Source organism: Janthinobacterium sp. SUN073, assembly GCF_030397665.1.
In the GTDB taxonomy this organism is placed as follows: Bacteria; Pseudomonadota; Gammaproteobacteria; order Burkholderiales; family Burkholderiaceae_D; genus Janthinobacterium.
The window spans coordinates 125,860-147,138 of sequence record NZ_JAPUBT010000010.1 but is presented as its reverse complement, the minus strand read 5'-3'; the positions used below and the strand labels follow the sequence as shown (position 1 = coordinate 147,138).

The 21,279-nt window shown below is 61.1% G+C and carries 16 protein-coding genes; 6 read left to right on the top strand and 10 right to left on the bottom strand.

Features of this window, described 5'->3' with window-relative positions; all coding sequences use genetic code 11:
* Nucleotides 1-786 precede the first annotated feature (786 nt).
* Nucleotides 787-3,477, top strand: coding sequence for a TonB-dependent receptor (locus O0882_RS23015; RefSeq protein ID WP_289951823.1), 2,691 nt, complete (start codon nt 787-789; stop codon nt 3,475-3,477).
* 236 nt (nt 3,478-3,713) lie between these two features.
* The gene (locus O0882_RS23010) at nt 3,714-5,342 is read left to right on the top strand and encodes an NAD(P)/FAD-dependent oxidoreductase (RefSeq protein WP_289951821.1); all 1,629 of its coding nucleotides are present in this window, start codon (nt 3,714-3,716) and stop codon (nt 5,340-5,342) included.
* Between the two features lie 15 nt (nt 5,343-5,357).
* On the opposite strand, the gene O0882_RS23005 is transcribed toward O0882_RS23010, so the two are convergent.
* From O0882_RS23005 to glnA, 6 genes are all read right to left on the bottom strand, one after another.
* A complete protein-coding gene (locus O0882_RS23005; RefSeq protein ID WP_289951819.1) occupies nt 5,358-6,731 on the bottom strand; it encodes an ATP-binding protein in 1,374 nt (457 codons plus the stop codon).
* A 134-nt stretch (nt 6,732-6,865) separates the two neighbouring features.
* Nucleotides 6,866-7,831, bottom strand: a complete 966-nt coding sequence (gene corA / locus O0882_RS23000) for a magnesium/cobalt transporter CorA (RefSeq protein ID WP_071079199.1) — start codon at nt 7,829-7,831, stop codon at nt 6,866-6,868.
* 142 nt (nt 7,832-7,973) lie between these two features.
* On the bottom strand, nt 7,974-9,464 hold the full coding sequence (gene ntrC / locus O0882_RS22995) for a nitrogen regulation protein NR(I) (protein WP_289951815.1): 1,491 nt from the start codon (nt 9,462-9,464) through the stop codon (nt 7,974-7,976).
* Between the two features lie 48 nt (nt 9,465-9,512).
* Nucleotides 9,513-10,601 carry a nitrogen regulation protein NR(II) gene (gene glnL, locus O0882_RS22990; protein WP_289951814.1) on the bottom strand — a complete coding sequence of 363 codons (1,089 nt, stop codon included), beginning with the start codon at nt 10,599-10,601 and terminating at the stop codon, nt 9,513-9,515.
* A 5-nt stretch (nt 10,602-10,606) separates the two neighbouring features.
* The gene (locus O0882_RS22985) at nt 10,607-11,116 is read right to left on the bottom strand and encodes a DUF4124 domain-containing protein (protein ID WP_354670286.1); all 510 of its coding nucleotides are present in this window, start codon (nt 11,114-11,116) and stop codon (nt 10,607-10,609) included.
* A 145-nt stretch (nt 11,117-11,261) separates the two neighbouring features.
* On the bottom strand, nt 11,262-12,677 hold the full coding sequence (gene glnA, locus O0882_RS22980) for a type I glutamate--ammonia ligase (RefSeq protein ID WP_071079202.1): 1,416 nt from the start codon (nt 12,675-12,677) through the stop codon (nt 11,262-11,264).
* A gap of 384 nt (nt 12,678-13,061) precedes the next feature.
* Here glnA and O0882_RS22975 point away from each other — a divergent pair, with 384 nt between their 5' ends.
* From O0882_RS22975 to O0882_RS22965, 3 genes are all read left to right on the top strand, one after another.
* Nucleotides 13,062-13,523 (top strand): rhodanese-like domain-containing protein, encoded by a 462-nt coding sequence (locus O0882_RS22975; RefSeq protein ID WP_289951811.1) that lies wholly within the window; start codon nt 13,062-13,064, stop codon nt 13,521-13,523.
* 157 nt (nt 13,524-13,680) lie between these two features.
* The gene (locus tag O0882_RS22970; protein WP_289951810.1) at nt 13,681-14,031 is read left to right on the top strand and encodes a type II toxin-antitoxin system RelE/ParE family toxin; all 351 of its coding nucleotides are present in this window, start codon (nt 13,681-13,683) and stop codon (nt 14,029-14,031) included.
* The gene (locus tag O0882_RS22965) at nt 14,028-14,312 is read left to right on the top strand and encodes a Fis family transcriptional regulator (RefSeq protein ID WP_289951806.1); all 285 of its coding nucleotides are present in this window, start codon (nt 14,028-14,030) and stop codon (nt 14,310-14,312) included. Before O0882_RS22970 ends, O0882_RS22965 begins: the two co-directional genes overlap by 4 nt.
* Here O0882_RS22965 and O0882_RS22960 read toward each other — a convergent pair.
* Nucleotides 14,304-15,647 (bottom strand): TAXI family TRAP transporter solute-binding subunit, encoded by a 1,344-nt coding sequence (locus O0882_RS22960; RefSeq protein ID WP_289951805.1) that lies wholly within the window; start codon nt 15,645-15,647, stop codon nt 14,304-14,306. The two genes, O0882_RS22965 and O0882_RS22960, sit on opposite strands and share 9 nt — an antisense overlap.
* Before the next feature lie 131 nt (nt 15,648-15,778).
* Here O0882_RS22960 and O0882_RS22955 point away from each other — a divergent pair, with 131 nt between their 5' ends.
* The gene (locus O0882_RS22955; RefSeq protein ID WP_289951804.1) at nt 15,779-16,384 is read left to right on the top strand and encodes a glutathione S-transferase; all 606 of its coding nucleotides are present in this window, start codon (nt 15,779-15,781) and stop codon (nt 16,382-16,384) included.
* On the opposite strand, the gene O0882_RS22950 is transcribed toward O0882_RS22955, so the two are convergent.
* The 3 genes from O0882_RS22950 to O0882_RS22940 form a co-directional block, all read right to left on the bottom strand.
* On the bottom strand, nt 16,381-16,761 hold the full coding sequence (locus tag O0882_RS22950) for a hypothetical protein (protein WP_289951802.1): 381 nt from the start codon (nt 16,759-16,761) through the stop codon (nt 16,381-16,383). The two genes, O0882_RS22955 and O0882_RS22950, sit on opposite strands and share 4 nt — an antisense overlap.
* Nucleotides 16,762-16,819: 58 nt before the next feature.
* On the bottom strand, nt 16,820-19,936 hold the full coding sequence (locus O0882_RS22945; protein WP_289951799.1) for a transglycosylase domain-containing protein: 3,117 nt from the start codon (nt 19,934-19,936) through the stop codon (nt 16,820-16,822).
* A 527-nt stretch (nt 19,937-20,463) separates the two neighbouring features.
* A complete protein-coding gene (locus tag O0882_RS22940; RefSeq protein WP_289951796.1) occupies nt 20,464-21,249 on the bottom strand; it encodes a molybdopterin-binding protein in 786 nt (261 codons plus the stop codon).
* Nucleotides 21,250-21,279: the final 30 nt, after the last annotated feature.

Here is a 21,279-nt window from a genome sequence, read left to right as displayed (position 1 = left end):
GCCCGCATGAGTCCTCCGGGCGATCCGGCTCGATCAAGGGGCATCTGCCGCCCCTGCCAATTCCACCCGATCCATTTCCGGGGGCATTGCCGCGTACATCAATTCGGAGTCAATAATACCTGTAACACCGCGCCTTACAATACCACGGCACGCCCGCTATTCCATCAAAACCGTAAACAAAAAATATAAACAAACAAAGACAATCCACACATCCATGAAATGTGCGGATACATTATTATATTTTCAAATATCGATATGAATAAGAAACACAGGCACCTACGGTGATTAAGCACCAAAATAATACATGGCTGCACACCTTTGGCGCACAAACCTAATATTGCACCATGATGGCGCGCACGTCTATCATTCTCCTGTCTGACACAAAAAAACAACACTTTCCCCCGCCTCCCCTCTTCACGTGGCAGCCTTGAAGATGTGCATGCATGCGGCTTGGTCGAGATTCGATGCGCCATCTCCATGGCAAGTGAGAATAGCCAAGCTGCACAGTATGTTGTTTTTTGATAGGCACTTGGACTATAAAAATTGACAGGCAAGCCACAGCAATGGTTTCATTGAATTCTTGAGATTTTGAATAGTCAGAATTTTCAAAGACACCGTCCATGAGACGATTGATAAAATAATAGATATATAAGGCCGGCTTTGCCAATACAAGGCGATGTCAAGCCGCATATTCATAATGTGAGGAGTTTTGCAATGATGGTGGAAACAGGATTATCGCGGTCTATCCGTTTGATGTTTATCGGCAGCCTTGCGTTTGGCATGCAAATGGCCAACGCACAGACCACTGGCGAAAGCATTCAAAAGGTTGAAGTGACAGGTTCGAGCATCAAACGCGCGGAAGCCGAGACCATCTCGGTCATCCAAACACTGACTCGCAAGGATATCGAACAAACCGGTAAGTCTTCGATCGCCGACGTCGTGCGCAGCATTTCCGCCGACAACAACGGCAGTATCAGCGGCTCCTTCACCAGCGGCTTCGCCGGCAGCGCCTCGGGCGTCTCGCTTCGCGGCTTGAGCGTCAGCTCGACCCTGGTACTGATCAATGGCCGCCGCACGGCGCCATACGGCTTCGGCGATGACGGCCAACGCAGCTTCGTCGACTTGAACTCGATTCCGCTCGACGCCGTGGACCGCATCGATATCCTGAAAGACGGCGCTTCCGCCATTTACGGCTCCGACGCTATCGCCGGCGTGGTCAACATCATCTTGCGCCAAAATTATGTCGGCAAGACCCTCTCCGCCAATGTCGGCCAGAGCGGCCATGGCGACGGCACCGTCACCAGCATCTCCGGCGCCATCGGCTTCGGCGACATGGACACCGACAAATTCAACGTCTTCGCCACCATCGATGCGAAAAAATCGGGCGAAATCAAGCAAGGCAACCGCGACAAGTGGATCGGCCAGGCCGATGCCCGTCCATGGGGTGGCCGTGACCAGCGCGGTGGCGCCACGACCAGCGGCAACGGCGGCGGCAGCTCCTTCCTGGGCACCCTGCGTCCAATCTCGCCAGCACTTGGCAATGTCACCAACTTGCCGGGCTCGTGTGATCCGATCAACCTCGATCCAAAGGGCGGCACTTCGGGCGACAACGGGGGCGGCGGTTGCCTGTGGGATCCGGTCCAGTTCGCGACCATCCAGCCAAAAACCGAAAACGTCAACCTGTTCATGCGCGGCACCCTGGCATTGGGCGCCAATGCGCAAGGCTACACGGAAGTGGGCATCTTCAAGTCGAAGGCCGACACCTACACCACCCCGTCCGGTCTGACCGGCGCCGGCTTTGACCTGATCAATGCCCGCGTCAACAACACCAACAGCGGCGCAGACCAACTGCTGATGCCGGCGAACCACCCGGACAACATCCTGCGCGTCGATGCCCGTCCGCGCTGGGTCGACGCCTCGCGTCCACGCGTGTCGAACCTCGAAACGACCGTCACCCGTGTCCTGGCCGGCGTCAAGGGTACGTATGCCAACTGGGATTACGATACCGGCCTGATGTATGCAGAAAGCAAAACCGACCGCACGCAAACGGGTTACTATCGTACCAGCGCCTTGCGCACGGCACTGAACAACGGCACCTTCCGCATCGGCAAGGGCGTCATCAACAGCCCTGAAGTGCTGGCACTGGTATCGCCTACGCTGAACAACTCGGGCACGACGAAGAGCACCTCGCTGGACTTCAAGGCTACGCGCGAACTGTTCCAATTGCCAGGCGGCATGATGGGCATTGCTGTGGGCGCCGAATACCGCAAGGAAGAAACGAACAGCCAGTCGACGCCATACACCGATATCAACGATATCGTTGGCCTGGGCTATTCCGCTTCGCAAGGTTCGCGCAACGTCAAGGCCCTGTACGCCGAGCTCGCCGCGCCAGTCATGAAAGAGCTGGAACTGCAATTCGCGCTGCGCAGCGATGATTACTCGGATTACGGTCGCTCGACCACGCCTAAAGTGGGCTTCAAGTTCACGCCAGCATCGGCCGTGGCTTTCCGCGGTACGTATGCGGAAGGTTTCCGCGCTCCTAGCGCAGCGGAAAACGGCAACAGCGCCGTGGCAGCGTTCACCAGCATCCCCAGCGATCCTGTGCGTTGCGCCGTAACGAATTTGCCAGTGGATTGTACTTTGTCGCAACAAGTTGGCGCGATCACGATCGGCAACAAGAACATCAAGCCAGAAACCTCGAAGAGCTACAGCTTGGGCATGGTGCTCGAGCCGATCAAGAACATCAGCCTGTCGATCGACTGGTGGAAAATCGTCCGTGATGGCGAGATCAACGGCTCCGATCCTGGCGCAGTGGTCGCCAACCCAGCTGGCTACCCAGATGCGGTCATCGTACGTGGCGAGCCGACGAGCAACTTCCCAGGCCTGGTTGGTCCTATCCTGATGGTCAAAGCGCCGTACCTGAACGCGGGTCAAACCAAGACTTCGGGTATCGACCTGGATCTGCGCGGCAAGTACAACGCTGGCGAATATGGCCGCTTCAACTCGGGCGTGACTGTCACGTACATGAAGGAATTCACCCGTACCAACGCCGATGGCACGGTACTGGAGTTTGCTGGCACCCACGGCGACACCAACCTGTCCGGTAACGGCGGTACGCCGAAGACCAAAGTCCGCCTGACCCTGGGCTGGGATCAAGGTCCGGTCAACATCACGGCCAACATGAACTACGTCAGCAGCATCAGCAACAAAAATGATACGGCTGGCGAGTGCCTGGACAGTGATGCACAGCACGTGCCGTATAAAAACTGCCGTATCGCTTCGTTCACCACCACGGATCTGTTTGCCAAGTGGAATGTCACGAAACAATGGGAACTCACCGCGTCGATCAGCAACCTGTTCGACAAGATGGCACCACTGGACGTGCAAACCTACGGCCGCATCAACTACAACCCATCGCTGCATCAATCGGGCGCAGTGGGCCGTTACTTCACGCTGGGCGGTCGTTACACGTTCTAATCGCCAGGCAAGATATAACAGTTAGCTAGCAAGACAAATCCGGCGGCCATGCAGTGGTCGCCGGATTTTTTCTTTTCGCAACACCTTTTCTTTCCTGCCGCACCAAGGCGCCGCCTTCCCGGCAGATGGCCCGCAACTGGACATGCGGGTAAAATAGCGCCCTGACGCTGCCGTGCGCGGCGCCTCACAGACTCTCCGCTAGATACGGAGCCCTGCCATTTTTAGACAAACACACTATGTTGCGACTCAACGAAGTAAAACTCCCCCTCGAACACGACGACGCGGCACTGCCTGCCGCCATCCTGGCCCGCCTCGGCATCGCTGCCACCGACCTGCTCGGCTATACCGTATTCAAGCGCAGCTATGACGCGCGCAAGCGCAGCGCCGTGGTGTTGATTTATTCCCTGCATGTTGAAGTCAAGAACGAAGCGGCCGTGCTGGCGCGCCTGGGCCACGATATCCATCTGATGCCCGCGCCCGACACCGACTACAAATTCGTCGCCGGCGGCGAACAGCTGGCCGGCCACACGAATGAACCGCGTCCCATCGTCATCGGCACGGGGCCATGCGGCCTGTTCGTGGCGCTGATCCTGGCACAGATGGGCTTGCGCCCCCTCATCCTGGAACGCGGCAAGCAAGTGCGCGAACGCACGGTCGACACCTTCGGCTTCTGGCGCAAGCGCGAACTGAACCCGGAATCGAACGTGCAGTTCGGCGAAGGCGGCGCCGGTACCTTCTCGGACGGCAAGCTGTATAGCCAGATCAAGGATCCCAAGCACTATGGCCGCAAGGTACTGACGGAATTCGTCAAGGCTGGCGCGCCCGAGGAGATCATGTATGTGAGCAAGCCGCACATCGGCACCTTCCGTCTGGTCAAGATGGTGGAAGAAATGCGCGCGAATATCGAGCGGCTGGGCGGCGAATACCGTTTCAGCAGCAAAGTGGTCGATCTCGACATCGTGCCGGGTGCCGACGGCGGCCAGGTACGGGGCGTGGTGCTGGACAATGGCGAGACCATCGCCAGCAACCACGTGGTGCTGGCCATCGGCCACAGCGCACGCGACACCTTCGAGATGCTGCACCGCCGCGGCGTGTACATCGAAGCCAAGCCGTTCTCGATCGGTTTCCGCGTGGAGCACCCGCAATCCTTGATCGACAGCTGCCGCTTCGGCCCCAGCGCCGGCCACCCGATTCTGGGTGCGGCCGACTACAAGCTGGTGCACCACGCCAGCAATGGCCGCTCCGTCTACAGCTTCTGCATGTGCCCCGGCGGCACGGTGGTGGCTGCCGCCTCGGAGCCAGGCCGCCTGGTGACGAACGGCATGAGTCAATATTCGCGCAACGAGCGCAACGCCAACAGTGCCATCGTCGTCGGCATTACGCCAGCCGACTATCCGGGCGACCCGCTGGCCGGCATCGCCCTGCAGCGCGAACTGGAAGAGCGCGCGTTCGCCCTGGGCGGCGGCAACTACGATGCGCCCGGCCAATTGGTGGGCGATTTCGTGGCCGGCCGCGCATCGACGGAGTTCGGCAGCGTGATGCCATCGTACAAGCCGGCCGTGCACTTGACGGACCTGGCGCCGGCCCTGCCCGAGTACGCGATCACGGCCATGCGTGAAGCCTTCCCGGCATTCAACAAGCAGATCAAGGGCTACTACAAGGCCGACGCCGTGCTGACGGGCGTGGAAACGCGCACCTCGTCGCCGATCCGCATCAAGCGCCGCGACGACAACCTGCAAAGCCTGAACACGCGGGGCCTGTTCCCGGCCGGCGAAGGCGCCGGCTATGCGGGCGGCATCCTGTCGGCGGCCGTCGATGGCATCAAGGTGGCCGAAGCGGTGGCCCTGTCGATGGCCGCCGCCTGAGGCCCGTAGAGCAGATCAGGAGGCCAGCGGCAGCCTGATCTGTATATGACAGCCGGGCGTGCAGTCGATGGCGCACACCTGGCCGCCCAGTTGCTGCACGATGGTGTAGACGATGTGCATGCCCAGACCGGAGCCGCCCTGGCCCCGCTTGGTGGTGAAGAACGGTTCGAACATATGCTCGCGCACGGCAGGCGCCAGGCCGACGCCATCGTCGGAAAACTCCAGCAACAGCCAGCGCAAGGCCGCGTCATCCTCGTCCGCCTCGATGCGCGCGCGTATCGTGATGCGCCCCGGCCCGCCCTGCGGATAGCCGTGGCGGGCGCTGTTCATCAGCAGGTTCGAGAGGATTTGCGACAATTTTCCGGCCGCCAGGCGCACCTGGCAATCGGGCGCGATATCGAGTTCCACGCCCAGCGCCGCCTTGCGCAGTTCGGGACTGTGCGCCGACACCAGGCCGTGCACATAGTCGTGCAGCGCCAGGTCGGCCACGTATTCGCTGACCTGGTCCACGGCCAGCTGCTTGAAATTGCCGATCAGGTCGGCCGCGCGCGCCAGGTTACGCTCGATCAAGGCGGCTGCGCCTTTGAGGGATTCGGCAATGTCGATCAGTTCGGCGCGACTGACCTTGGCGCCGCCCAGCAGCTGCACCAGCTGGTCGGCATAGCTGCCCATGCTCGACGCGGCCGTCAGCGCCACGCCGATGGGTGTGTTTACTTCATGCGATACCCCCGCCACCAGCGAGCCGAGGGCCGCCATCTGTTCCTGCTCGATCAGGTTCGCTTGCGCCGCCAGCAGCGATTCGGTACGCACGCGCACGATTTCTTCCAGCTGCTGGGTGCGCTCCTGGTGCTGTAGCTCGGCCGCGCCGCGGGCCGAGAAGATCGACAGCAGCAGCAAGGCCAGCAAGCGCTTGTTTTCATCGATGGGACGCGTGTCGATGGCCGACAGGATGCCCAGGGTCTTGCCTTCGGTATCGATCAGCGGCATGCCGACATAGCTTTCCGCCCGCATGTCGACCAGCAGGCTATCGAATGGAAAGCGACGCTGGATATCGCTGCCATGAAAACACATGCTTTGGCACGTTACGTCCTGGCAAGGCGTGTGCTGCAGGCTGTATTCGATATTCGGCTGGTAGCCGTCGCCGCCCCACAGGGCCAGCGTGCGAATGCCTTCGCTGCCATCGTCCAGGCGCACCAGGCGCCCGGCGATCACATAGTGCACGTCGAGCGCTTCGGCCAGGTCCTTGACGAGGATGCGCAGGAAGTCGTCGCCACGGGCGTGCGCCGTCGAGGCCGTAATCGAGCGCAGGGCCGCCTCCGCCAGGGTGCGCCGCTGCTCGGGATCGAACAGGGGTTCTTGCGAATTCACATCAAACAACGGAATACTCATGAATGCTCCTGCACGGCACCGGAAGCGCAGGCACAGCTGCCGGCGCGGCGATTCTCAGCCATGACCCGCTGCAGCGGACCTGCCGCGATTGTACCCCTGGATATTGTTCAATAATACAGATACACAGGAATTTTTTACAGCCAGCCGGAACGCTTGAACAAGTAATACATATAACCGCAGACACAGCTCATCAGTCCCACGGCCACGGGATAGCCGTATTGCCAGTCCAGCTCCGGCATGAACTTGAAGTTCATGCCCCACACGCCGGCAAACGCCGTGAACACGGCAAAGATAGCCGCCCAGGCCGCCAACTGCTTGTTCACTTCGCTTTCATCGATGGCCACCATCGACAAATTCACCTGGATGGCCGTGCTGATGGTGTCGCGGATGGTGTCGAGCGTGCCGTTGATGCGCGCCAGGTGGTCGTGCACATCGCGGAAATACTCCTGGGTATCGTGGCACAGCGGCGGCACGCGCCCGCCGTGCAGCTTGCCCACCGCTTCCATCAGGGGCGCCACCACGTGGCGCAAGACCATGACCTTGCGTTTCAATTGATACAGCCGTTCGATATTGTCGCGCTCGGTGCCACGGTCGAAGATGCGGTCCTCGATCAGTTCCAGCTCCGATTCCAGCGCGTCGAGCACGGGAAAGTAACGGTCGACGACGGCGTCCATCAGCGCGTACAGCACGAAGGCCGAACCCTGGCGCAGCAAGTGCGGTTCGCGCTCGGCGCGCGCGCGCACGCCGAGGAAACCTTGCGAGCTGTTGCTGCGCGACGAGAGCACATAATTGGCGCCGACAAAAATGTCGACTTCACCCATGACCAGTTCGTTTTCGACCATTTCCACGGTTTTCACCACGGCAAACAGGGAATCGCCATATTCCTCGATCTTCGGACGCTGGTGGCCCCGCTGCGCGTCTTCCACCGCCAGTTCGTGCAGGCAAAACTCGTGCTGCATCTGTTTCAGCTCGTCCGGCGTGGCATCGAGCAGGGCCACCCAGACGAAACAGTCGGGGCGCTCGACGTAATCGCTGATATCGTCAATCGGCAAATCGGCCAGTTTTTTGCCATCCTGATAGGCCACGCAGTTAATCAGCATACAGTTCCACAATGAAAGTTAAGACCGAACGAAACAGTCCGGCAAGCGCCAGCTTACCTTATCGCCTGCTGTGTGTGTTGTGGCGTGCAAGGGACGCCGTGCGGAAAAGCGGACGGAGCGGACGCTCCGTCCGGAAGATAGATCAATCGTCCTTGGCGCCGTCGATGCCCAGTTCGGAGATCTTGCGGGTGATGGTGTTGCGGCCGATGCCCAGGCGCACGGCGGCGTCGTTCTTGCGCCCGTGCGTATGCTTGAGCGCCGTCTTGATCAGGGCCGACTCGAATTGCCGTCCCAGCACGGCCATGACTTCCTGCTGCCCTGCCCCCAGCATGCCGGCCGCCTGCAATTCCAGTAAACCAATCCAGCCCGGCGGCGCGCCGGTGGCGGGCGCCGCCGCTTCGAAGACCTGGCCACCGTGCGGATGAGCCACGGCCGGCGGCGGCGCTTCGCCATGCGCTGCGGGAGCGCCGGCATCGCCCTGCCCCTGCGTCAATTCCAGCGGCAAGTCCTTGATTTCCACCGTCTGGCCCGGCGCCATCACGGTGATCCAGTTGCACAGGTTTTCCAGCTGGCGCACATTGCCGGGCAAATCGAGGCCGCTGAGAAATTGCATCGTCGGTTCGCTCATGCGCTTCGCTTCCACGCCCAGCTGACGCGCGCTTTGCACCAGGAAGTGGCGCACCAGGATGGGGATATCCTCGCGCCGCTCCCTCAAACTGGGCAGGCGCAAACGGATCACGTTCAGGCGGTGATACAAGTCTTCGCGGAACAGGCCGTCGCGCACGCGCTGTTCCAGATTCTGGTGCGTGGCGGTAATGACGCGCACGTTGGCCTTCATGGGCTGGTGCCCGCCGACGCGATAGAAATGGCCGTCGGACAGCACGCGCAACAGCCGCGTCTGCAGGTCGAACGGCATGTCGCCGATTTCATCGAGGAACAGGGTGCCGTTCTCGGCTTGCTCGAAGCGGCCCCGGCGCGTCGTCTGCGCGCCCGTAAATGCCCCCCGTTCATGGCCGAACAATTCGGATTCCAGCAAATCTTTCGGGATCGCCGCCGTATTCAGGGCAATGAACGGCTGCGCCGCACGCGGACTGTGCTTGTGCAGCGCGCGCGCCACCAGTTCCTTGCCGGAACCGGATTCGCCCGTGATGAGCACCGTCACATTCGATTGCGACAGACGGCCGATGGCGCGGAACACCTCCTGCATGGCCGGCGCCTGGCCGAGGATTTCCGGCGTTTCCGACGGGCCCGATTCGACGCTGGTCTCGCGCAGGCTCTCTTCCAGCGCGCGGCGGATCAGCTCGACAGCCTTGTCGATGTCAAACGGCTTGGCCAGGTATTCGAAGGCGCCGCCCTGGAAGGCCGCGACGGCCGAATCGAGGTCGGAAAAAGCCGTGATGATGATGACAGGCAAGCCGGGAAAGCGCGACTTGACCGTCTGCAACAACTCCAGGCCGGACGCGCCTGGCATGCGGATATCGGACACGAGCACTTGCGGCGTGTCAAATTCCAGTGCGGCGATGGCGTCGCGCGCATTGGCAAAACTCTTGGTGGCGAGATTTTCCCGCGCCAGGGCTTTTTCCAGCACCCAGCGGATTGATTCGTCGTCGTCAACTATCCAGATTGGCTTCATTAGTGTGTGCGTCCCGCAATGGATTTCATGGGTGGGATACTTCCTCGCTTATGGCAAGGGGAGAACGATCCTGAAATCGGTGTATCCAGGCCGGCTTTCGCACTCGATCACGCCCAGGTGCTGTTGCACGAAGGTTTGCGCCAAGGTCAGACCCAGCCCGCTGCCGCCTTCCCTGCCCGACACCAGCGGGTAGAAAATCCGGTCGCGGATCTGGGGTGCGATGCCCGGTCCATTGTCAATGATATGCAAGTCTAATGCCAGGTTGTAGCGGACCTTGGCCAGGGTCACCTGGCGCGCCACGCGCGTCTTGAAAATCAGCTCCGCATCGCCCGCCTCGATGCGCTCGGCCAGCGCTTGCGCCGCGTTGTGCGCGATATTGAGCACGGTTTGTATCAATTGTTCCTTGTCGCCGCGAAACTCGGGGATCGAGGCGTCGTAATCGCGCGAAATGGTCAGTCCGCTGGGAAACTCGGCCAGGATCAGGCTGCGCACGCGCTCGCACACTTCGTGGATATTCACGTCGCCCACGATGTGCGGGCGGCGGTGCGGCGCCAGCAGGCGGTCGACCAGCGTCTGCAGGCGGTCCGCTTCCTTGATGATGACTTGCGTGTATTCGCGCAGCTCGCTCAGGTGCAGGGCCGGCAATTCCAGCTCCAGCAACTGGGCCGCGCCGCGGATGCCGCCCAGCGGGTTCTTGATTTCATGCGCCAGGTTGCGGATCAGCTCCTTGTTGACCTGGCTCTGGTCGAGGATGCGCTCCTCGCGGTCGAGTTTTAATTGCTGCACGTTTTCGCGCAACTCGATCAGCACGCCGTCGCGCGGCGCCTCGAGCGCGCTGACGATGCTGTGCACGCGCAGCGGTTCGCGCCCCAGGCGCTCCAGGCTCAGGTCCTGACGCAAGTCGGAAAACTTGTGTTCAAGCGCTTGCGCGCAGATGCCGGCCAGCTCCTCGGGATTGAGGAACAGCGCCGTCAGCTTTTGCCGCGACAGGGCCTTCAATGAGCTTTCCAGCAGGTTTTCCGCCGCCGCGTTGGCATAGCTGATGCGCCCGTCGCCGTCGAGCAGGATCACGGCCGAAGCGAGCAAATCAAGGCCTGCCAGGTGGGCGGGGCGGCTGGAATGGTTGTCTATTGTCATGTGCTTTACCGAATATTCGCAATCTCGCGTTTCAGGGCTTCGACGTTCTGCTGCGTCCGGTTGAGATTCTCTTTCAACTGCGCCGCTCTTTCCTGATACTTGGCATAGTTGCGTTCATTGCCCTGGCGTTCAGGCTGGCCCTCGTTGAACTCCAGGCGCTGGGCCGCCAGTTTCTGCTCTTCGCTGCGCAATTCGTCCTGCAGGATCTGGCGCCGGTCCAGGTCGCGCGCACGCTGCTCGGCGCCATCGACCTTGGGAAACGCGCCAGCGGCAGGCGCCGCCGTAGCCACCGCCTGCGTGGCGGGCCGCGCAGGCGCGCCGGCCAGCGGCGTCGTCTTGCGTGGCGGCGCCGTCATGGCGCCCGGCAAATCGAGCAGCTGGCAATGCGCGCCAGCCCGCTTGTCCGTATACGTCTTGTGTCCTTGCGCATCGGCGCACACATACAGCTGCCCGTGCGCCTGTGCCGCCGCGCCCAGCAATCCTGCCATCAGCGCCATTCTGTAATGCTTGGTCAATCTTCACTCCTGTCGGCTCGTGCCGCATCGTTCCTGGGCCGACTATACAACACCGCCCAGTGGCGCCATAACAAAAAACGCGGGCAAGACCATCGCCTCACCCGCGTTTTTTATTCACTACCGGCAAGTTGCCGGCATGGCGCCATTACAGCGAGTAGTACATGTCGAACTCGGCAGGATGCGTGGTCATGCGCATGCGCTGCACGTCCTGCATTTTCAGTTCCAGGTAAGCGTCGATCATGGAATCGCTGAACACGCCGCCACGGGTCAGGAACTCGCGGTCCTTGTCCAGGGCTTCCAGTGCTTCTTCCAGCGAAGCGCACACGGTCGGGATCAGTGCGTCTTCTTCCGGCGGCAGATGGTACAGATCTTTCGAGGCGGCTTCGCCCGGATGGATCTTGTTGGCAACGCCGTCCAGACCAGCCATCAGCAGTGCAGCGAAGCACAGGTACGGGTTCGCCAGTGGATCCGGGAAGCGCGCTTCCACGCGGCGGCCTTTTGGATTGGCCACGTGCGGGATACGGATCGAGGCGGAACGGTTTTTCGCCGAGTACGCCAGTTTCACTGGAGCTTCGTAGCCTGGTACCAGACGCTTGTACGAGTTGGTGCCCGGGTTGGTAATCGCGTTCAGTGCCTTGGCGTGCTTGATGATGCCGCCGATGTAGTACAGGGCGAAATCGGACAGGCCGGCATAGCCGTCGCCAGCGAACAGGTTTTTGCCATCTTTCCATACGGATTGATGCACGTGCATGCCCGAACCGTTGTCGCCAACGATAGGTTTCGGCATGAAGGTGGCGGTCTTGCCATAGCTGTGCGCCACGTTCCACACCACGTATTTCAGGTTTTGCGTCCAGTCGGCGCGCTCGACCAGGGTCGAGAAGCGGGTGCCGATTTCATTCTGGCCTGCGCCAGCGACTTCGTGATGATGTACCTCAACCGGGATGCCCAAGGACTCCAGGATCAGGCACATTTCCGAACGCATGTCCTGGAAGCTGTCCACTGGTGGCACGGGGAAGTAGCCGCCCTTGACGGTAGGACGGTGGCCGCTGTTGCCGCCTTCGATATCCTTGCCGGTCGACCACGAACCTTCGTCCGAACCGATCTTGACGAAGCAGCCCGACATGTCGATCTTCCAGCGCACGCTGTCGAAGATGAAGAATTCTGGCTCAGGGCCAAAGTAGGCGGTGTCGCCCATGCCCGACGATTTCAGGTAGGCTTCGGCGCGTTTCGCGATCGAGCGCGGGTCGCGGTCGTAGCCCTTGCCGTCCGACGGTTCGATCACGTCGCACTGCATGAACAAGGTCGTTTCTTCCATGAATGGGTCGATATTGGCCGTATTTGGATCCGGCAGCAAGATCATGTCGGACGCTTCGATGCCTTTCCAGCCAGCGATCGAAGAACCGTCAAAGGCGTGGCCCGACTCGAATTTATCCATGTCGAAGTGCGACACGGGAACCGTCACGTGCTGCTCTTTACCACGGGTATCAGCAAAGCGGAAATCAACGAATTTGACTTCGTTTTCTTCTACCATCTTCAAGACTTCTGCGGCTGTCATTGCCATGCGTATCTCCTAAATGAATGTGGGGTGAGCCGACCTTAATGCGTCTGGGCTGATGAAGCGAAGCAAACATTGCGTGCCACCAAAACTCATAAGGATCATAGCAGATTCCATGCCAGCTCCTGAAGCGCCCTGGCGCCGGCAGCAAAATGACTGCCATCCCAGTGAAAGTTTTCCTGCCCGCGATTTTCCTGCTGAGTTTGCGTCATTCAAGAATGCACTATGCAAGTGCAAAAAACGAATAACGCACCATTATCGTGCATTTTGTACGCATTCTTGAAAAATGCCTTCTTGTGGTGCATGCGCCGTGCACCGTGACTTCCCATTTGCGGGGCGCGGACGGCGCACTATAATCGATCACACCACCCCACTTTCATCGAGGACGCCATGACTACCGCCGCCGACATCCTGACCACCGCCCGCAGCCGGGCCAATGAAGGTACGCCGTACGCCGGCGCCGTCACGCCGCAGGAAGCGTATGAGCTGCTGCAGGGCGATGCCGCCGCCAAGCTCATCGATGTGCGCACGAATGCCGAGCGCGACTGGGTCGGCCGGGTCGACATCGCCGATACCCAGCACGGCGCGGTGCAGTGGGCCACCTACCCGGGCGGCGTGCCGAATCCCGACTTCCTCGCGCAACTGGCTGCCCAGGCCGGCAAGGACGAGGTGCTGCTGTTCCTGTGCCGCTCCGGCGTGCGGTCGCGCCATGCGGCCAAGCTGGCGACCGAGCACGGCTACATGAACTGCTTCGACATCCTCGAAGGTTTTGAAGGCGACAAGGATGCCGATGGCCACCGCAAGCAGATCGGCGGCTGGTGCAAAGCGGGATTGCCGTGGCTGGGCGCCTGACGCTGGCCACCTGACTATCTGAACAGTATTTGATCTGGCGGGCCACCTTGTGGCTCGTCATCGGCTACAACCATCCATGCGCGCCCGATTTTTTCAACTGTGGCGCAGATTTACCTTGCGAACATGTACCTTATATAGTACAACGTAGAGGTGCGTCATGGATGCTTCCGGTTTGCGGCAGATTACCCTGCTGTTCTATGCGAACGGCAATGGCGGCGAACCCGTGCGCGACTGGCTCAAATCGTTGCCCATCGAAGAGCGCCAGGTGATCGGGCAAGACTTGATGCATGCGCAATGGCGCTGGCCCGTGGGCATGCCCCTGTGCCGGCATCTGGGGCAAGGTCTATCGGAAATTCGCAGCAGCTTGCCCGGCAACCGCATCGCCCGCGTGCTGATCTGCCATCATGGCGATTGCCTGGTGGCGCTGCACGGCTTTATCAAGAAAACCCGCACCACGCCGGAAGACGACCTGGCGCTGGCCCGCAAACGCTACAAGGAGCTGACATGAACGCCACCTCGCCCCATCTGGGCAGCAGCCTCGACGACTTTTTAAAAGAAGAAGGCATCTTCGAGCAAACGCAAAACCGCGCCATCAAGGAAGTGATCGCCTGGCAACTGACGCAGGCGATGCAGGAACAAGCGATGTCGAAGACGCGCATGGCGGCGCTGTTGCAGACCAGCCGTTCGCAACTCGACCGCCTGCTCGACCCCAGCAGCGACGTGACCCTGTCCACCCTGGAGCGCGCTGCCGCGCTGGTGGGGCGCAAGCTGTCGATCACCTTAGTTTGATTCCGCAGGCTGATGCTCGCCCATCAAGGTCAAGATGCGCTTGCGCACGAAATTGATGTGGCTGCGCAAGCCGTACAAGCCATCGGCAAATGACAGGGGAATCGAGATCTGGTTGACCATTTCCTCGATCTGATCGAGCCGCGTCAATTGCGCCGCATACACTTGCGCGCGCTGCTCTGGCGGCACATCTTCCAGCGCCTGCTCCACCGTGCGCAGCTGGCCATACCAGCGGTAAACGCGCGAGCGGATGCGCCACACGTACAGCGGCGGCACCACGCGCGACAGCGGCAATATCAACGCACCCAGCGCCACCACCAGCACCCACATGCGGTCGAAGAAATTGGCCAGCCAGAAACTCATGTAGCGCTGCAGCACGGGTGCACCATCCTTGTAAAATTTCAGCGCTTCGGGCGCGACGGGAATTTCCGTGTAGCGCGCGGACGGGAACTGCCCCTGTTGCTGGAACCAGCCCGTGCCGCCGTGAATACTGGCCGCCGCCTGCACGAACAGGTCGACCAGGGCCGGATGCAAGTCTTCGCGCGCGACCAGGGTGGCGGTCGGTGCGATCAGGTGGTAATCCTGCGCGGGAATGTTTTGCCCCAGGTCGACGATGCCACGCGGCAAAACGACATGCGTGAGGAAAGGCAGGCGCCGCGTGTACGCTTCCGCTTGCGAAAAATCAAACAGCTTGATGCCCGGTGTTTGCAGCAGCATCTGGATCAGCGGCGCTTCCGGCGCCGAGCTGAACACGAGACCATCGATGCGCCCTTCCAGCAGCTCCACCGTGGCGGGCGTGTTCTGCAAGTCGCTGACGGTCAACTCGTTCGCCTCGACACCATTCACGGACAGCAACTGCCGAAACAGGCTGGGCACGCCCGTGCCTTCCGGCCCCAGGTTGATCTTCATGCCTTTCAGTTGCGTCAGTTCCGTCACCGCCTTGTCTTCGCGCAGGAACAGCCACACGGGTTCCGTAAACAGGCTGCCCAGGGATATGAGGCCATGCCGCTCGGCATCGGCGTGCTCCGTCGAGCCGCTTTGCACGAAGGCAATATCGGTCTTGCCGTTATTGAGGCGCTGCAGGTTTTCCTGCGAGCCCAGCGACGGCTGCAAGGTCACCTTGATGCCGTGCCTGGCCAGGGTGGCCGCGTATTTCTTGCCAAACTCTTCATACGCGCTATTGTCCTGTCCCGTCGACAGGCTCACCTGGCGCGGCGGCGCCGGGTCGACCAGCCAGTAAGCGAGCGCGCAAAACGCGCCGACCAGCAGCAGGGTGGGACCGGCGGTGGCGAGGAAATCGCGCACGGAAAAGCGGCTGAACGCGAGGATTTTGGACATGTGGTGGCGCATAGGTTTCATGGGTGGCTACGATGCCAAGAAAACCTCAACTATGCAAGGCACTTTCACCGGCGCCGCATGGCCAAATCCGCTACAGTGGCAGATCGATCACCTGCCCCATGGAGCCCCGCATGCTGAAAATTCTTGGAAAAGCCGCCTCGATCAATGTCCGTAAAGTCTTGTGGACCTGCGAGGAACTCGACCTGCCGTACGAACGCGAAGACTGGGGCAGCGGCTTTCGCAGCACCGACGACGCCACCTTCCTGGCCCTGAATCCGAACGCCATGGTGCCCGTGCTGGTCGACGGCGACCTGGTGCTGTGGGAATCGAACACGATATGCCGCTACCTGTGCGCCCAGGCGGGCCGCGACGACTTGCTGCCAAGCACACCCCGCGCCCGCGCGGAAGTGGAAAAATGGATGGACTGGCAAATGGGCGACCTCAACAACAGCTGGCGCTACGCCTTCCTGTCGCTGGTGCGCCACAGCCCCGCACACCAGGATGCGGCGCAGCTGGCGGCCGGCATTGCCGGATGGAACAAGATGATGGGCATCCTGGAGCAGCAGCTGCAGCGCACGGGTGCCTTCGTCTGCGGCGAACAGTTCACCTTGGCCGATATCGTGCTGGGCCTGTCCGTCAAGCGCTGGCTGATGGCGCCCATGCAACGCCCCGACTATCCTGCCATCGCCGCCTACCATGCGCGCCTGGAAGATAAAACCGCCGTGTTTGCCGGCTAATCGAGTTCGATTGCCTCGACCGTGCCGCCGATGACGTAGCAATCGCCATCGCGGCGCACTTCGTCCAGTGTCGCGGGATCGTCGTGCGTGTAGGTGCCGTCGACATCGACGCACCAGACGTCGCCGAAACGCAGCAACTTCACGCCGCAGCAAATGCGGTTGATGAAGTTGCCCGGCGTCTTGAGCAGCACTTCGCGCACCGCGCCCACCGTGATGGCGACCTGGCGCCAGACATTGCCGTCCAGCGCATGATTTCTTGCATACAAGACGATGCGCACGGCTTGCACGCCCCCGGGCTGATACTGCTGCTCGATGGACACGAGCGCGCCATCGTCAAAGCGGTGATATTGCTGAAAAATCTGCTGTGTCTTGTTCAATTGCACTTCCTCAAAAAAAACCGGCCTGTGAAGGCCGGCTTTCAGCTGCAACAATACCTTAATTCGTGCACTGTTTCGCCACGCCCTCGGCCGGCGCGGGCGGCTCGATCAGCGGCATCAGGCTAGGCGCCAGCGACACCAGCAATTGCACCGGCAAGGCGCTGGTGAAATCGTAGTTCTTCGATTCCGGTCCCCGCACATACGCCGTCATGCTGCCATAGAAGCGTTCGCCGATATTGAAGACGAACGTGGCCGATCGGTTCACATAGCGCGACTCGATCAGGCGGCCACCGGCGCCATACACGTCGAAACGCTGGTCGCCCGTGCCCGTCTTGCCGCCCATCGGGATCGGCACGCCGTCGGCGCCGACGAAAGCCGTCCTGGCCCGCTTGGCCGTACCGTCCGACACCACTTCGCGGATGGCCTTGGCCACGGCTTTCGCCACGTCCGGCGACAGCACTTGCTCCGCTTCCACCTTCGTGCCCCGCTTGACCATGGTGTCATACGGCGTATTGGCGGCGAAATGCATGGAATCGATGCGCACGCTCGGTTTGCGCACGCCATCGTTGATGATGATCCCCATCAACTCGGCCAGCGCGGCGGGACGGTCGGCCGACGCGCCCAGGGTCGTCGCATACGACGGCACCAGCGAATCGAACGGGTAACCCATCTTCTTCCACTGGCGGTGGATTTCCAGGAACCCCTCCACTTCCAGCAAGTTGGCGATGCGGCGGTCCTGCGCATGCTTGCGGTGCGTATTGAACAGCCATTTGTACACTTCCTGGCGCTCCTTCTCGCTGGCCGCCACCATCTGCGACAGGGTGGAGCCTTCGTGCTGGCGCAGATACGCCACCATCCACAGTTCCAGCGGATGCACATTGGCCAGATAACCGCGGTCGGCCAAGGACCAGTTTTCCATCGCGTACTGCTGGTACATCTTGGCCACGCGCTCGGGAGGCACTTCGTTTTGCGATGGCAAGTTGGCGTTCAGGAAATCGCCGAATTCCGCCACCGTGCCCTTCGGATTGATGGTGCGGAAGATATTTGCCAGGCGCACGGGCGTCGGGCGGATGCTGGCCAGCAGAATCTTTTCCTGCTCGTCGACGCTCTTGCCGCGGTACTTCTGATAGAAGCGGTGCAGGAATTCGCGCCCTTCCTTGTCGGCAAAACGGCTCAGGTACTGGGCCCGGCGCGGATCGTCCGCGTCCGCCAGCAGGGAGGCCGAGGAATCGGGACGCGAGAACATGTAGTAGCGGGCCACGTCGCGCATCAGCCGCACGAACACCAGGTTGGTCGACTGGCGCAGCGCCTGCTGCACCGTCATGATGCGGCTGTCGTCAAGCTTGGAGAAGTTGCCGAAATGATGCAAGCCGCCGCCCGTGAAGAAGCCTTCACCCGGATTGCCCGAATACTGGCGTTGCATGGCGGCCGCCAGCATGGCGGGCAAGTTGCGCGCCTCGCCCAGCGGTAGTGGTTTCAGATAGGCAATAGCCCACTGCGACAGCATGTCCTTCGGATCGACGGCGATCTTGCCCAGCTCGGCGGCGCCCATGCCGCTGTAACGCTGGTGCAACTGGTCGATGATGTCCAGATACGTCACCAGGGTGCGCAGCTTGGCCGTGGAACCGAGGTCCAGCTTGGCGCCCTCGTTGATGTCCAGCGGCTGGTCAAAATTATCCGTTTGCACGCGCAGCAAGTTGGCTTGATCGCCCTTTTGCAGCAGGGTAAAACTGTAGACCACGTTGGCAGGGTCGCCATTGCCCAGCATGCCCTTGCCCGTCAGGCCCGCCGCTTTCGCCACTTCCGGGTCGCGCAGCTCGCGCAAGACCTTGGTAACGGCGTTTTGCGCCTGCGCATCGAGCGTGCTGACCACCTTCAGGTCGAGGCGGTCGAGGTTGTACAAGCGCGGATCACCGAGCATGCTGGCCAGGTGGTTGCGCACGGCATTCGACGCCTTGCGCGTGACGAACGAGGTCGATGCTTCCGATTGCACGCCCGAGGCCGTCGACGGGCGCAGCTTCTCGGCGATGGCCGCATTGCGCAGTTGCGGCGAAATCACGCCCGCCTGCGCCAGCAGGCGCAGATGGCTGTTGGTCAATTCCTCCAGGTCGGCGCCGCCGGCCACCAGGTAATGCGAAGGACGGCGCTGCGCGATCAAGAGGCTCAGCGCCTGCTTGTAGGCCAGCGCACTGTCCGGCTGGTCCATATTGCCCTTGAGCAAAGTCTTCACCTCGGCAAACGGCCGGCCATACCAGACCCACATGCCGTCGCCGATGCCGTTGACCTCGCCAAAACCGCTTTTGGCCGACAGCGGCACGGTATTGAGGTAGTTGACGACGATCTTGCGCCGCGCTTCCATGGTGTTTTCGCCATCCTGGTACGAGCGCAGACTGGCCGAAATCATTTGCAGCAATTTATCCTGCATGGAACTGGTGCGGCCGTCTTCCGAATGGCGGTATTTTTCAATCTGCGTGGCCAGGGTACTGCCGCCACCGCCCCGGTGGCCGCCGAACAGGTTCAGCGCCTTGTCCAGAATCGCCTTGCTCAGACGGTCCCATTCCACGGCGGGATTGCGCTCGGGCGTGCCCGGGTCGAGCAATTCGCGGTTTTCGATGAACAGCAGGCTTTGCACGAGCGCGGGAGGTGCTTCGGCAAAGCTGTCGAACATGCGCTCGGGATAGCTGGCCGCGAACAGGGGCGCGGCGCGGCAATCGAGGATGGTCAATCCGGCGCGGTTTTTTTCGTGATACGTGGCAAAGATGCCCCGGTCGACCAGCTCCACCATCTTCGGCGACATGCGCGCCTGCGCCGTGACGGCATAGTCGCGCGCATTCAGCTTGGTGATGAAGTCAGGCAAGCTGGCATAGCCGAGGCGCTCATCGTATGGGCCATGCTGCGGATAGCGAATGGCACCCGCTGGCGCCGGGCCAGGCTCGACCTTGAACGTCAGCTGGCGGTCCAGGCGCGTGAAAAACTCGGCCTGCAGGGCCGAGGTGCGCACTTCGCGCATGACGAACCACGCCACGCCGGCGATCAGCGCCAGCAGAATAATGGCAAAGATCGGCCAGATGCGCGAACGGCGCTTCTTCGGCGGGCTCGCCGGCGGCGGCGCCTCGGCAGCTGGATCAGAGGGGGGCCGCTCTTGCGCGGCCAGGTTGACGCCTGTGTCTTTCATGGGATGCTGGGGTAAGGTTGGGTTTGGACGGCGCGGAAAAGGCGGTAGCGATACCGCTCCGCGCGGGATAAGACGAGGGCCGGCCAAGGCCGGTCACAACAAAGCTTGCTTAACATGATGTCCATACCAGTGAATCAAAAAAACACGTTACTGCACAGGCAGGCGACCCCGCATTCGACACACAAGGCCCCTGTTCACCATTCCACCACATCGGCATGAAAACGACTGACGAGCGCGCACAAAAATCTTGCTTCATCGAAGATTTTCGCAAAAAAACAACGTCTTGGAACGTACGCTTGCGTACTAAGAGCCTATCCCAGTAGATGAATACATCCCCTGCTGGCGCCCCTCAGAAGCGGGGACTGCGTTGATCGTCGTTGCGTGGCTCGCCACGCGTCCTCCTCACGCCTTGTCCGCGCTCCTGATGCGCTGCCTGCAGAAGACGCTCCCTACTGGGATAGGCTCTAAGATGCAAGGCGGGCTGGACGCCAGCGAAAAAAAACCGCCGGCGCCGGGCGGGCAGCAGCTCAGATAGTGGTGTATTCCGCCTGCAGGGCATCGAGTGCGGCGCACATGTCCGCAAAGGCGGTCGCCGCTTGCGCGGGTTCGCCCTTGACGCCCAGTTCGATATGCCGGCGCGTCTGCGCATCGCCCACGCTAGGCAGGCTGAACACCTTGATCAGTGGAAACTCCACTTCCAGGCGCACCATCAGCGGCGTCAGCAAGGATTCGGCCGTTTCATACACGAGCAAGGCATGTTCCGCACGCGGCACCTGGTTGAACAAATGGCTGTAATGCGTGTCCAACACCCATTCGATCATGGGCCAGGACATGACGGGAAAGCCCGGCACGAAATAATGTTCGCGCACGGCAAAGCCGGCAATCTTGTTGTACGGATTCGGAATCAGCTCGGCGCCTTCGACAAATTCCGCCATTTTCAGGCGGTGCAGGTTTTCCGGCGAGTTCAAATCGGCCGGCACGCCCGCCTCTGCTCCCATTTCCGTGATGCGCTGCTCGATATTGAGCTTGCCCTGCGGATGCAGCACCAGCGGCAAGCCCAGCGCATCGGCGGCCGCCTGGCGCGTATGGTCGTCCGGCGTGGCGCCGATGCCGCCAAAGCTGAAAACGATGTCGCCGCTGGCGAAGCTACGCTTGAGCAAGGCGACCAGGCGGGCCGGTTCGTCGCCCACGTATTCCGCCCAGCTCAGCTGCAAGCCACGCTGCTTGAGCATGCTCACTACTTTCGGGAAATGCTGGTCCGTGCGCTTGCCCGACAGGATTTCGTCGCCGATGATGATCAATCCGATAGCCATGAAGCTCCCTCGTAGAATTCGATAAAAATA

Coding starts and splice junctions, on each gene's coding strand:
- O0882_RS23015 (WP_289951823.1), top strand. CDS start 787: ATGGCCAACGCACAGACCACTGGCGAAAGCATTCAAAAGGTTGAAGTG.
- O0882_RS23010 (WP_289951821.1), top strand. CDS start 3,714: ATGTTGCGACTCAACGAAGTAAAACTCCCCCTCGAACACGACGACGCG.
- O0882_RS23005 (WP_289951819.1), bottom strand. CDS start 6,731: ATGAGTATTCCGTTGTTTGATGTGAATTCGCAAGAACCCCTGTTCGAT.
- corA (WP_071079199.1), bottom strand. CDS start 7,831: ATGCTGATTAACTGCGTGGCCTATCAGGATGGCAAAAAACTGGCCGAT.
- ntrC (WP_289951815.1), bottom strand. CDS start 9,464: ATGAAGCCAATCTGGATAGTTGACGACGACGAATCAATCCGCTGGGTG.
- glnL (WP_289951814.1), bottom strand. CDS start 10,601: ATGACAATAGACAACCATTCCAGCCGCCCCGCCCACCTGGCAGGCCTT.
- glnA (WP_071079202.1), bottom strand. CDS start 12,677: ATGGCAATGACAGCCGCAGAAGTCTTGAAGATGGTAGAAGAAAACGAA.
- O0882_RS22975 (WP_289951811.1), top strand. CDS start 13,062: ATGACTACCGCCGCCGACATCCTGACCACCGCCCGCAGCCGGGCCAAT.
- O0882_RS22970 (WP_289951810.1), top strand. CDS start 13,681: ATGGATGCTTCCGGTTTGCGGCAGATTACCCTGCTGTTCTATGCGAAC.
- O0882_RS22965 (WP_289951806.1), top strand. CDS start 14,028: ATGAACGCCACCTCGCCCCATCTGGGCAGCAGCCTCGACGACTTTTTA.
- O0882_RS22960 (WP_289951805.1), bottom strand. CDS start 15,647: ATGTCCAAAATCCTCGCGTTCAGCCGCTTTTCCGTGCGCGATTTCCTC.
- O0882_RS22955 (WP_289951804.1), top strand. CDS start 15,779: ATGCTGAAAATTCTTGGAAAAGCCGCCTCGATCAATGTCCGTAAAGTC.
- O0882_RS22945 (WP_289951799.1), bottom strand. CDS start 19,936: ATGAAAGACACAGGCGTCAACCTGGCCGCGCAAGAGCGGCCCCCCTCT.
- O0882_RS22940 (WP_289951796.1), bottom strand. CDS start 21,249: ATGGCTATCGGATTGATCATCATCGGCGACGAAATCCTGTCGGGCAAG.